At 70.9% G+C, this 12,442-nt stretch carries 9 protein-coding genes and 1 pseudogene; 4 read left to right on the plus strand and 6 right to left on the minus strand.

Features of this window, described 5'->3' with window-relative positions; translation table 11 throughout:
* Nucleotides 1-109 precede the first annotated feature (109 nt).
* A complete protein-coding gene (locus tag AB5J50_RS31800; RefSeq protein ID WP_369261587.1) occupies nt 110-505 on the minus strand; it encodes a DUF4307 domain-containing protein in 396 nt (131 codons plus the stop codon).
* 160 nt (nt 506-665) lie between these two features.
* Here AB5J50_RS31800 and mca point away from each other — a divergent pair, with 160 nt between their 5' ends.
* Nucleotides 666-1,526 carry a mycothiol conjugate amidase Mca gene (gene mca, locus AB5J50_RS31805; RefSeq protein WP_369265570.1) on the plus strand — a complete coding sequence of 287 codons (861 nt, stop codon included), beginning with the start codon at nt 666-668 and terminating at the stop codon, nt 1,524-1,526.
* Nucleotide 1,527: 1 nt separating this feature from the next.
* Complete coding sequence (locus AB5J50_RS31810; protein WP_369261588.1) at nt 1,528-1,803, plus strand: hypothetical protein; 276 nt, start codon at nt 1,528-1,530, stop codon at nt 1,801-1,803.
* Nucleotides 1,804-1,869: 66 nt separating this feature from the next.
* Here the strand turns inward: AB5J50_RS31810 and AB5J50_RS31815 are convergent, their stop codons facing one another.
* The 5 genes from AB5J50_RS31815 to AB5J50_RS31835 form a co-directional block, all read right to left on the minus strand.
* Nucleotides 1,870-2,868 (minus strand): hypothetical protein, encoded by a 999-nt coding sequence (locus AB5J50_RS31815; RefSeq protein WP_369261590.1) that lies wholly within the window; start codon nt 2,866-2,868, stop codon nt 1,870-1,872.
* Complete coding sequence (locus tag AB5J50_RS31820) at nt 2,865-4,196, minus strand: CHAT domain-containing protein (RefSeq protein WP_369261592.1); 1,332 nt, start codon at nt 4,194-4,196, stop codon at nt 2,865-2,867. Before AB5J50_RS31820 ends, AB5J50_RS31815 begins: the two co-directional genes overlap by 4 nt.
* Before the next feature lie 7 nt (nt 4,197-4,203).
* Complete coding sequence (locus AB5J50_RS31825; RefSeq protein ID WP_369261594.1) at nt 4,204-7,047, minus strand: NB-ARC domain-containing protein; 2,844 nt, start codon at nt 7,045-7,047, stop codon at nt 4,204-4,206.
* Between the two features lie 114 nt (nt 7,048-7,161).
* Complete coding sequence (locus AB5J50_RS31830) at nt 7,162-10,383, minus strand: tetratricopeptide repeat protein (protein ID WP_369261596.1); 3,222 nt, start codon at nt 10,381-10,383, stop codon at nt 7,162-7,164.
* Between the two features lie 101 nt (nt 10,384-10,484).
* On the minus strand, nt 10,485-10,895 hold the full coding sequence (locus tag AB5J50_RS31835; RefSeq protein ID WP_369261598.1) for a hypothetical protein: 411 nt from the start codon (nt 10,893-10,895) through the stop codon (nt 10,485-10,487).
* Nucleotides 10,896-10,986: 91 nt separating this feature from the next.
* Between AB5J50_RS31835 and AB5J50_RS31840 the strand changes: the two genes are divergently transcribed.
* Nucleotides 10,987-11,571 carry an ArsR/SmtB family transcription factor gene (locus tag AB5J50_RS31840; protein WP_369261600.1) on the plus strand — a complete coding sequence of 195 codons (585 nt, stop codon included), beginning with the start codon at nt 10,987-10,989 and terminating at the stop codon, nt 11,569-11,571.
* Between the two features lie 13 nt (nt 11,572-11,584).
* Nucleotides 11,585-12,349 (plus strand): annotated as a pseudogene (locus tag AB5J50_RS31845) (thioredoxin domain-containing protein); the annotation flags it as partial.
* Nucleotides 12,350-12,442: the final 93 nt, after the last annotated feature.

Below are 12,442 nucleotides of genomic sequence, written 5' to 3' on the forward strand. Positions count from 1 at the left end.
AGAGGGGAGGACATAAGTCATCAGAATTACGTCAATGCAGGTCAGGGGCTAGGTGCTGAGGGTGATGTCAGCCCATGTCCGTTCCCGTTCCGTGTTTGCGCGATTCCGCTCAGTCCGCGTGGCAGCCGAGCAGCTCCGCCGTGGAGCCCCGGGCCGTCGTACGCAGGGTAACCACCTTGTCGATACGAGAGGAGCGCTGGTCGAAGCGGAAGTCCGCGCGGCCCACCTCGGTGCCGTCGGCACTCTGGGAGCGGACCGTGCAGTAACCGCTCGCATCCGTGTCCTTGCGCACCTCCAGGTGCGCCTCGACCGCGCTGTCGGAGACGGCCTTGAAGGTGATGACCTGGGCGCTGATCTTGTTGCCGCCGACGTAGTAGTAGGCGAACCAGCCCACCAGCACGAGCAGGGCCACTCCCAGCACACTGCCGACGACCTTGAGCTTCCGGTCGGCGCGTTCGTCCGCGGAGCGGCCGTACCGGCCCTCGGGCAGTTGCACCGTACTCATGATCGTCCTCTCCGCGAGGTCCACGAGGCAGGACCCCGGAATTATTCGCCCCCCGATTCCGTCACTATAGAAGCCGCCCATCAAGCCGATTGACGCCGGGCGCCGACTTGCCGATGGCCGACTTACTGAGGATTGAGTCTTGACTGACCAGCTGCGACTGATGGCCGTGCACGCCCACCCCGACGACGAGTCGAGCAAGGGCGCGGCCACCATGGCGAAGTACGTGTCCGAGGGGGTGGACGTGCTGGTCGTGACCTGCACGGGCGGGGAGCGCGGCTCCATCCTCAATCCGAAGCTTCAGGGCGACAAGTACATCGAGGAGCACATCCACGAGGTACGCAAGAAGGAGATGGACGAGGCCCGCGAGATCCTCGGCATCAAGCAGGAGTGGCTCGGCTTCGTGGACTCCGGCCTGCCCGAGGGCGACCCGCTGCCGCCGCTCCCCGAGGGCTGCTTCGCCCTTGAGGACGTGGACAAGGCGGCCGGCGAGCTGGTCAGGCAGATCCGCTCGTTCCGCCCGCATGTGATCACCACGTATGACGAGAACGGTGGTTATCCGCACCCCGACCACATCATGACCCACAAGATCTCGATGGTGGCGTTCGAGGGCGCGGTGGACGCCGAGAAGTACCCGGAGTCGGAGTTCGGCCCGGCGTACCAGCCGCAGAAGCTCTACTACAACCAGGGCTTCAACCGCCCGCGCACCGAGGCGCTGCACAACGCCATGCTGGACCGCGGCCTGGAGTCGCCGTACGGGGAGTGGCTGAAGCGCTGGTCGGAGTTCGAGCGCACCGAGCGCACGCTGACCACGCACATCCCGTGCGCCGAGTTCTACGAGATCCGCGACAAGGCGCTGATCGCGCACGCCACGCAGATCGACCCCGAGGGCGGCTGGTTCAAGGTCCCCATGGAGGTCCAGAAGGAGGTCTGGCCGACCGAGGAGTACGAGCTCGTGAAGTCCCTCGTCGATACCTCCCTCCCCGAGGACGACCTCTTTGCGGGCATCCGCGACAATGCCTGACATGAGCGCAAGCCTGGCACTGACACAGCTCGTCCCCCTCGCCAAGGAGGTCGACCAGAACAAGGTCACCCCCGGCGTCCTCGGCTTCATCGTCTTCGCGGTGATGGCCCTGGCGGTATGGGGCCTGATGAAGTCCATGAGCAAGCACATGGGCAAGGTCACCTTCGAGGAGGACCCCGAGGACGACGCGGCGGCCTCCGGCAAGGGCGCCGGTGCGGGTTCCGGTCCCGCCGCGGCCTCCGCCTCCGGCGGGAATGCCTCACCCGCCAAGGGCTGAGCCACCGCGCGACGAACGGCTCGTCCGTACGAGCCGTTCATTGGTGCGCACGTCTGTCGGCGTGCCTCAGCGCGAGTGGTCCGCCAGCGACAGCAGCAGGTGCGCGGACTCCGGCCGCAGATGGTCGGAGTGCGCGCCCGCCGGGCCGCTGCCACGGACGTACACCTCGCTCGCGTCGACGCTGACGAAGCGGTGGTCGAGGACGTCGTGCGGATACGGCTCCTCGACGCCCCGCATCGTGATGGCGGACACCGGCGCGGGCGCGGTGCCGATCCCCGCGTACCCGATGCCCGCCCGCTTCTCGGCCCGCAGATGCCAGAAGCCGGTGGCGCGGTCGTGCTGGGAGTAGGTCGCCACGACGGGGCCGCGCAGGGGGGCCTCGGCGAGGGCGGTGAAGGTGGCGGTGAACGCGTCGCGCGGCGCCGCCATCTGCAACAGCAGCATCGAGTCGACGGTGAAGGGCCGGCCGGGCTGTACGGGCGTGCTCCAGCCGAGCGTGGCGCCCGGTGCGTCGGCCGCCCACTGCACCGCCTCGCAGAGGAAACGGCAGCCGAACGAGTGCCCGACGAGGTGCAGATACTGGCCGTCGCGGTTGGCGAGGACGCCGGACGCGGACGGATCGGCGCGATGCGCGTCCAGGTAACCGAGCAGCCGGCCGATGACCCGGGCCGCGTGGCCGTCCGTGCTCATGGCGTGCGCCCGGTCGCGGATGCGCCGGTAGCCGCCGAGCGACGGGAGCGAACGGGACGGCCAGCGGACCAGCACGGTCCAGGGCCGCCAGGGCGTGAGCTCCGGGTACAGCGCCCGGCGGCGCTCGTGCTGGCTCGTCGCCAGCGCCAGCAGCCGCTGCACCGCCGACAGCGCCGAGTCCGGCCTGGTCTGCCAGCCGTGTACGTAGACCAGCAGATCCGTGGCCCAGTCCGGCGGCTCCAGCTCCTCGGCGAAGTGGTCGAGCAGCCGGTCGGCCGGGACGGGACGGGGGCCGCGCGCAGTCGCTTCCAGGGGCCAGCCGTCGGAGTCGAGGTCGACGGTGTGTACGGCGGCAGCGGGAGCGGGGGCGCTCATACGGCGACCTCCTGGCCGGTGTCGGCGGTCGGCAGGGCGGCGCGCTCCAGTCGGGTGTCCATGCCGCAGTGCAGGGCGTAGGCGAAACCGAGCGGGTTGCGCAGCTCGTCCGCGAAGCGGCGGGCGACGGCGTGGGCGACCGAGCCCGCGGTCTCGGCGCCGCGCAGATAGCGGCTCAGGAACTCCAGCGCGTACTCGGCCGCGAAAACCTGCGGCATCTCGATCTGCGGGCCCAGCACGCCTCGGGCACCGGCATGGATCAGCGCGCGACCGAGAAAGGCGAGGTCGCCGCCGCCCTCGGGTATTCCGGCGTGGCAGGCGTTGAGGACGACGAACGGCTGGAAGGGGCTGTCGTCGCCGAAGCCGCGCCGCCGCTCCCGTACGGTCTGTGCGTCGATGGTCGTCTGGTCGGTCAACTTCAGGGCCAGGATGGCTGGTTGGGAGCCGTTGGACACGAAGTGGCCGTGGCACCAGAAGTACATGAGCTGCTCGCACAGGCCGCCGTCCGCCAGCGCCCGCACCAGCTCCGCGCGGGTGGTGCGCTCCACGAAAGAGGTGTCCTTGGCCAGCACCGCAGCCACCTCTGCGGCCCGTGTGAGGCCCTTGCGGTCGACGCGGGTGTCGTGATTGAGGCTGACCGAGGGGACGGCGGGCGCCTCGCGACGGCCGCCGAGCCAGGGGTAGGCGCCGCCGGTCTGCTCGATCTGATGACGGTGGCCGAGGAAGAGCGGGAACAGGGCGTCCGGGCCCGAGACCGGACGCGTCACCGGCACGTCCTCGGGACGCAGGCACACCATCGGCCACGGCACGTGGAGCTCCGAGTCGAAGCGGACCCGCAGCCCCTCGCGGGCCGCCAGCGCTTCCGCCAGATAGTCCCGGAACCGCTCGACGCGCGGATCGTTGCCGCCGAGGAGCGTGCCGAACAGCAACTCGGAGCCGACGAGGGCGAGTTCGTCGACGATGTCGTACAACTCGCCCGTCGGCCGGTCGCGCAGATCCACGAGCGCGGCGTACGGGCGTTCCGGACCACCGGGCGCGGGGCGGCCGTCCGTCGCCAACGGCTGGTGGTCGACGAGGAGTTCCTTCCACAGCCGGCACAGCCGCGCCGCCCCCTCCCGCACCTCGGCGGGCCGCACGGAGAGGTCCACCCGGTGCTCGGTCCCGTACAGAGACGGCACAGCAGGCCCGTACAACCGCGCTCTGATCCGGTCACCGGCCAGCACATCGAGGCATACGGTGATGTCGGGACCCTGCGTCAGCTCGTCGGGCAGGGTCCTGAAGCCGTTACTGGGGTCCTGGACGATCCGGACCCGGAGTTCTGTGCTCATCGTGCCCCTACCGCCCCCGCCGTGCCGCTGCGTGCGGGGCCGCGAACTCGCCCGGGGCGTCCGTGTCGAGGATCTCCAGCTCCGTCTCGACCTGCTGGAGGACCGTTCCGGTGCGTTCGAGGGCGATGGTGAAGCGGATGACGTGGACGCCCGGGCGGTGCGCGGTGAAGTCGAACTCGGCGCCGTGTTCCTGGTGTTCGGAGGGACGGAGGAGGGCAGTGGGGGGGTCGGCCGAGGCGGGGGTGAGAGGGGTGGCGACGGCGGTGAGCCAGGGGGGATCGCTCTCGGGCACGGCCCAGGGGTGGTCGTCGTCCGGGACCACGCGCAGGAGGAGGCGGGCGGTCGCGGCGACGGAGGGGGTGTTGTCGAGGAGGGTGAGGTGCACTTGGCAGTGGGGGGTGGAGGGGAGGGCTGCCTTCGCTGGAACGGGAAGCGGGACCGGCGGCATCCTCGTGTCTTCGGCACGGACGCCGACGATGTCACGGGCCCGGAGCGGGATGACGGGGTCTTGCCAGGGGAACAGAACCGGCGGAACGGCGTGATGGTCGCTCGCGGACGCCGTCTGCCAGAACTCTTCGAGGGCTTCCTCGATGAGGTCACGGCCCTTGGTGTCCCGCCGCAGCTGCCACGGGGGAGCCGTCGGATCGACGACCCCTTCCCTCTGCAAGGCACGGATAGAGGCCGTCCAGGCGAGGCCGGCTTGGTCGTTCAGTTGGTTGAAGAGCTGCTGGGCCGCACGCAGGGAGTTGTCCGCGGCGAGTCCCGGACGGCGCAGGGCCAGCTCCAGGACGCTCCAGGCCTGCCCGAGTGGGCAACCGGACGCTTCGAACAGGCTTACGCATGTGGACAGTTTGTCCCACGGCCGTGCGTCTGGGGCCAGCAGAGCCAGCCGGTGCTGGGTCCATGCCGTGCCCAAGTCGTCCGCACACTCCCGGAAGTGGTCGGAGGCGGCCATCAGTGCCACGCGCGCGTCATCCGCTTGTCCTCTGCGGGCATGGACCAGACCCAAGTAATGGCAGGTCCAGCCCATACCGCGGATGTCCTCGGTCTCTTCGTGCGCGGTGAGGGCGCGCTGCGCGGTATCGAGAGCCAGGTCGGTGCGGCCGCGCAGCAGGTGAAGCCGGATCCTCTCGGTGGCCGCCCAGTTCTCGCCGCCTTCGTCCCCGGCGGAACGTAGCGTCTGTATGGCTTGGCCCAGTGAGTGCTCCGCCCGGTGCGTCTGTCCTATCAGCAGACAGGCGCGTGCCAGGTGCAGCAGTGCCCAGCCGCGCCCACGGGGGCAACCTGCCCTTCGGTGCAGTTCGGCGGCCTCCAGCAGGAACCTCTCCGACTCCGCGGGCCTGCCCTGGTCGCACAGTGACGCGCCGCGGACGACCGCGTGCCACGCCGCGTCGACCCCCTCCGGAGGCGGTGCCTGGTCGAGCGTCGCCAGAGCATCGGCCAGCTGGCCTGTGCAGTACGAGGCGGCGGCTGCCTCGTACGCGACGTTCTCCGGGGTGTCGTGCTGGAGCAGCACCCAGGCTTGCCGGGACAGGCCCAGACGGCGGACGGCCGAGCCCAGGGGGCGGCGCGTGGCACTCTCCGAGATCCGGTGGAGAGCGACGAGCCGGTGGGCGTCGCCGCGCACGGCGAGCAGGGTGGCCAGCGCGTTGATGAGCCCCTCTTCCTCGTGCGAGGCGGGGCGCCCCTTGGGCAGCAGGGCCATGAACTCGTCGACGTGCTCGGCGAGTTCGTCCGGTGTCAGCCACACCACGTGCTGGTCGTGCTGCGGCGGCTGGTCCCGGCCGTCGAGCAGTCCCGCCGTGTCCCAGGCGGCGTCGCGCGCAGCAGCCAGCAGGTCGGCGGGCACCCGAACCTTCAACCTGGACAGCTCGTACCTCGACATGAGCGGCGGCACGGCGTCGACGAGCGGCGACGGGAGGGTGAATGCTCCCTCGCGTACCTCGTGCACCAGCCCGTACCTTGCCAGCCCGTCCAGGATCCGTTGCGCGTCGGCCTGCCTGCCGTTCTCCCAGAGCAGGGCCTCGACGCTGCGGAGGGTGAAGGGTCCGCCGGGCCCCCACACCGCAAGCCGCTGCAGCAAGTCCTTCTCGGCCACGTCGAGTCGGTCCCATGCGAGGGCGAATAGTGCTGCCGGCGTGTTGACGGGGAGGCGCGGTGGAGTGAACGGCGGCCTCAGGATCAATCCGGCGATCCGCAGCAGGGCGGGTAGTCCCTGCGCGGCGGAGACGAATTCGTTTTCGGCGGAGCGGATGCCGTCCTCGGGTTCCGGGCGGGACACGTGCTTGACCAGCTGTAGGGCGTCCTGAGCGTCGAGAGGTCGTACGGCGTGCTGGTATGTGTTCGCGTCTTCCCAGCGTGCATGGTGCCGGGAGGTGATGATCACTTGGTTCCCGCCGGGGCCGAGTGCCTGCACCAGAGAGAGGCCGTATTCCGGTCCTACGTCGTCGAGAACGATGACCGAGCCCCGGATGTTCTCCGCGCACTGCCGCCGCAGCCTCTCGGAGAACGCCCGGTCATCCTCCATGAGGGCCGCCGCCACGATCTCCCGCCGAGGGGCCGCGTGCTCGGCGAGGAGCCGGAGTATCGCCGTCTCGGCGCTGGGAGTGTCACCCACGGAGATCCAGTGCACCCGTCGTCCCCTGGACCCGGCCACCGCACGGGCCACCCCGGCCGCCAGCGCCGACTTGCCGACACCGGCCGGCCCGTGCAGGACCACCACCTTTGAACGTGATGTCGGAGGCCTGCCGAAAGACAGCTGTTCGTCGAGGAGCGCAACCTCCCCGTCACGCCCCACGAACGGCACCGGAGGCTCCGGCACAGGCCCAGGGCCCCGCAGTACGTCACCCATCGCAGCCCCCAATTCGCCCACTGCGCACGGCAGTTACCGGTCGCGGCCGTACGGCACCGGAAACAGCTCCACGTTCCCAGGTAGCCGCCCCCGCGACCACCGGAACGCGGGCCTTCACTCCCGTCCGGCTCCGACCGCCACCCCCATCACATCCCGGGCATGCCGCCCCGGCACCATCCCCAACCGCCAGGCCTGCCACCCCGCGTCCAGGTCCACCCCCCGCTCCAGCAACAGCTGATACGCCTCGATGTAGTCGTCCAGCTTCGCGTCCCGGGACGCATGGCCGGTGCGGGAGAGCTGGGCGAGTTCCTCCTGGGCCACCGCCGCGCCGACCTCGTAGCCGCCCGGGGCGGCGTACGGCAGGAGCGTGCACCTCAGGAACTTGGCCCAGTCCTCGCCCCGGTGGTCGCCGTACGACGTGAAGAGGGCGATCGCCTCCTCGCAGAGGGTCAGGGCCTGTTGGGTACGGGCGTTTCCGGCGTCCACGACCGCGAGCTCCAGGCAGGTCCATGCCTCGCCGTGGGCGACGCCGATGCGCTGGAAGTCGGCGCGGGCGTCGACCAGGAGCTGGCGGGCGAAGCCGGAGTTGCGCAAGGAGCCGGTCTGGGCCGCGCGCTGGTCGCGGGTGACGCGGGCCGAGTGGTGGCGGGCGCACGCCAAGCCGTACACGTCGCGCATCCGCGAGAACATCGTCCTCGACCGTTCCAGTTCGCGCACCGCCTGGTCCAGGTTGCCCGTCTCCTCCAAGGCCTGGCCCAGGTAGTAGACCGTCCATGCCTCCCCGCGCGCGTCCTCGTTCTCGCGGTGGCGGGAGGCCGCCTGGCGCAGGCCGGCGACGGCGGTGGACGGGTCGCCGTCGACGAGGCGGGCGCGGGCCAGCTGGGTGAGGGCCCAGGCCTCGCCGCGGGCGTCGCGGGTGCGGCCGTACAGGTCGAGGGCCTCGCGCAGCTCGCGTTCCGCGCGCGGTACGTCGCCCATGCGCAGGCCCAGCTGGCCGAGCTGGAAGTGGGCCCAGGCCTCGCCGTGCACGGACTCGCCCTCGCGGTGCAGGACCAGGGCCTGGGTGAGGAGTTCCAGGGCCCGGGCGAGCCGGGACCGGTCGCGCTCGACCGCCGCGAGCGCGTGCATCGTCCAGGCGCGGTCGGCCGCCAGGTCGGGGGAGGCCTGGAGGTCCATGGCCTCCTGGAGCTTGGCCGCCGCCTCGGTGAGGTTTCCCTGGTGGTGGAGGGTGATGCCGAGGGAGCAGAGAGCCCTTGCGGCGCCCGCGTCGTGGTGGGCCTCGAAGTAGAGGTCCACCACCGAGGTGAGGGTCGTGCGGGCCTTGTCCAGTTCGCCCAGCTGGCGGGCCGCGATGCCCGTGCGCCACTGGACCGAGCGGACCAGCAGGCCCTGGTCGACGGCCTGTGTCAATTCGCTGATCTCGCCCAGGCGGTAGAGGTCGCCGCGCAGGAGGCAGTAGTCGCACAGGGCGCCCAGCAGGTTCAGTACGGCTGCCTGGTTGACGCCCTCCGCCTGCCGCAGTGCCGCCGTGATGAAGCTCGACTCGTCGTCCAGCCAGCGGAGCGCGGCATCCAGAGACGTGAAGCCGTGCGGCCCGACTGTGCTTGATTGAAAAGACGTATCCGCGCGTGTCGACGTCTTGCCGTCCACCAGGCGGATCACCGAGTCCGCCAGCTCCGCGTAGTTCACGATCAGGCGTTCCTGTGCCGCCGTACGCTCGGACGGCTCCTCCTCGTCCAGGAGGCGGGCCCCGGCGAAGGCCCGTACGAGATCGTGCAGGCGGTAGCGGCTGCCGCGGACGTGGTCGATGAGGCCCGCCCGGGAGAGGGCGGTCAGGTGGCGGGTGGCCTCCGGCTCGTCCGTGGCCAGCAAGGACGCCGCCGCGGCCGTACCCAGCGAGGCGCGGCCCGCGAGGGCCAGGCGGCGCAGGAGCCGTCGTGCCATGTCCGACTGGTCCGTGTAGCGCAGCCAGAGGACTCGCTCGACCGGTTCCACCGGGCCGTAAGCCGCCAGGTCGGAGGCCAGTTGGCGCGGGGTACGGGGGCCGAGGGAGGAACCCGCGATGCGCAGGGCCAGGGGCAGTCCGCCGCACAACTCCCGTACACGGTCGGAGGATTCGGCGTCGTAGGGGCCCGAGGCGTCCTGCGCCGACGCGTTCAGCAGCTCCTCGGCGCCGCCCGCGTCCAGCGCCTCGACGGCCATCTGGTGCACCCAGGCGGGGAGGTCGGCGGGCAGGTCGAGCGGTTTGCGGGCGGTGACCAGGACCAGGCTCTCGGAGCGCTCGGGGACGAGCACCCGCACCTGCTCGGCGTCCGACGCGTCGTCGAGGACGATCGTGACCGGCAGCCCGGTCAGATGCTGGTGGTACAGCTCGCTCAGCCGCCTGACCTGCTGGTCCTGGGAGGAACGCTCGCGGAAGAGGAGCTGTTCGCGGGGTGCGCCGAGGCGGTTGAGGAGGTGGAGCAGTGCGTCGCGGGTGGTCAGCGGCGGGTCGTCCGGGCTGTCGCCGCGCAGGTCCACCACGCACGCGCCCCGGAACTGGTCCTTGAGATCGTGCGCCGCCCGGATCGCCAGCGTGCTGCGGCCGGAGCCGGGCGCGCCGTGCAGTACCACGACTGTCGGCTTCGTCTCCGTGCTCGCCCGTGCCGCGTGCACCCACTGCGTGACCCGCGACATCTCGGCCCGGCGGCCCGTGAACGGGCCTTCCGGCTCGGGAAGTTGGCCGAAGGACTGCTCCAGGACACTGCGCCGCCGCGCCGCCGCGCTCTTGTCGGTGCGCCGCAGCTGGGGTGCGCCCTGCTTCGCGCCCGTGGAGGCGCTGAGCACCCGCTGCTGGTCGAGGAACGGACGGATGCCGCGCACCTCCAGCGCCGTCAGCCACTGCAGGCGCAACTGCTCGGCGCCGCCGGGCTGGCCCAGGGCGCCGGCGCGGCGGCTCGCGGCCGGCAGGTGCGAGGCCGTCACCTTGAGCACGGTGGCCGCCGCGCCCACCACCGCCACCGTGGCGCCCGCGCCGAACGCCGTCCCCGCGCCCGTACCGAGCACCAGGTCCGCGGCGACGGCCGCGACCGCCGCAACGGCCGTGACCAGTAAGGACGTTCCGGCGCCCTCCTTGGCGTAGCGCTGTCCGAACGTCAGCCGTTCCGCATCCGCCTCGTCGAGGGCCCGCGTATAGGCCCCGTACTCCTCGGCGGCCGTCTCTCCCATGGCGTCGAGCGCGGCCCGTGCCCTCGACAGCAGCACAGCCCCGTCGAGGCGTCCCCCCGAGCGCCGTACCTCTTCCTCCACGGCCCGGGCCAACAGCCGCTCGGCCTCCGCCCGATGGCTGTCCCGCATGTCACGTCCCCCTCCGGCAGCAACTCCCTTGCTTATGAGTGTCCTTCGTGCGGGTCGTGAAGGCGAGAGGCCCGGCGATCATTCGGGCAGGGCCGCCCCGGTCATTCACGCACCGCGTGCCCCTTGGACAGCGCGAGGAACACGCACGCGCAGGCGAGCGCCGCCTCCGCCACCGCGCAGGCCAGGGCCTGGACGAGAGGGGCGCCCGGCTGCGCGGTGGTTATGTCGAACCAGGCGTCGAGCACCGCGACCGAGGCCGTCGCCGACGCGGTCAGCCGGGCGTGCGGGCTGCCGCGCAGGCCCAGCGCGGCGGTGGCCGCGCAGCCCGCCGCCATCAGCACGTCGAGTCCCACCCAGGCCACCTGCCAGTTCCGGACCTCGGCGCTCGCCGGGAGTGTACGCACGAGGAGCACCATCCACGGCACGAGCGCCACGGCGGTGGCGCCGAGCAGCACGAGAGCCCACTTGGTCCGCATCCCGGCGCGATGCGTTCCGGCACGATTCGTTCGCATGCCTCCACGATAGAACCGCAGAGGAAATTCTGCAAAGGAAATTTTGCAGAACTCACTCTGTGGAATGAAGCGTGCCGGGGATACTGGTCGCATGCCCGACCCCGAGCTGACCAGCCTCGAACGCACCGCCCTGTACAAGTCCCTCGGCAACCCCCTGCGCCGCCGCATCCTCGACTACCTGGGCCGGCACGGCGAGGCGAACTCCACCGTGCTCGCCAGGGAGCTCGGCGAGAGCTCCGGCACGACCAGCTACCACCTGCGCAAGCTCGCCGAGCAGCACCTCATCGAGGAGATCCCGGAGAAGTCGGGCGGCCGTGAACGCTGGTGGCGGGCCCTCCCGTTCAGCCACACCGCACCCGATCCGGCCACGATGCGCCCCGAGGAGTACGCCGCCGCCGAGGGCGTGGCACGCCTGAAGATCGAGATGGACACCGAGCTCTATCTCCGGGCCCACAAGGAGTACGCGGGGCCCGAGGGCTGGTCCCAGGTCCAGCGCTCCGGCAACTGGATGACCAGGGACGAACTCGTCGACTTCGTACGCGAGTACCGCGCGCTCCTGGACCGGTACGGCCACCGTCGTGAAGATGCCCCCGAAGGGGCACGCCAGGTGTACCTGCGCTTCTACGCCGTCCCGGACGCCGTGGGGGAGTGGAAGAGCGAACCGACCGGCCCATGAGACGTCCCCGTATCTGCTCCAGCACGCCGACAACCCCGTCGACTGGTGGCCCTGGTCGGCCGAGGCCTTCGACGAGGCCCGCAAGAGCAATAAACCGGTCCTGCTCAGCGTCGGCTACAGCAGCTGTCACTGGTGCCACGTCATGGCGCACGAGTCCTTCGAGGACGAGGCGACCGCCGTGTATCTGAACGAGCACTTCGTCAACGTCAAGGTCGACCGCGAGGAACGCCCGGACGTCGACGCCGTCTACATGGAGGCCGTGCAGGCGGCGACCGGGCAGGGCGGCTGGCCCATGACCGTGTTCCTCACGCCGGACGCCGAGCCCTTCTACTTCGGTACGTACTTCCCGCCCGAGCCCCGCCACGGCATGCCCTCCTTCCCGCAGGTCCTGGAGGGCGTGCACAGCGCCTGGACCGGCCGGCGGGACGAGGTCGCCGAGGTCGCGGGGAAGATCGTGCGGGATCTCGCCGAGCGGGAGATGAGTTTCGGGGACGACCAGGTACCGGGCGAGGAGGAGCTCGCCGGAGCGCTGCTCGGGCTCACCCGGGAGTACGACGCCTCGCGCGGCGGATTCGGCGGGGCGCCCAAGTTCCCGCCGTCCATGGTCATCGAGTTCCTGCTGTGCCACCACGCGCGGACCGGCTCCGAGGGTGCCCTCCAGATGGCCGCCGACACCTGCGAGCGGATGGCGCGCGGCGGCATCTACGACCAGCTCGGCGGTGGCTTCGCCCGCTACTCCGTCGACCGCGAGTGGATCGTGCCGCACTTCAAGAAAGTACCTGTCTAAGGTCCATCACTTCCGTACCATTTCCCCTGAGAACAGAGGGGGTTGTGGTGCGCGAGGATCACGCGACGCTCGTCGGGTTGGGGC

The organism is Streptomyces sp. R35, from assembly GCF_041053035.1.
GTDB lineage: Bacteria > Actinomycetota > Actinomycetes > Streptomycetales > Streptomycetaceae > Streptomyces > Streptomyces lutosisoli.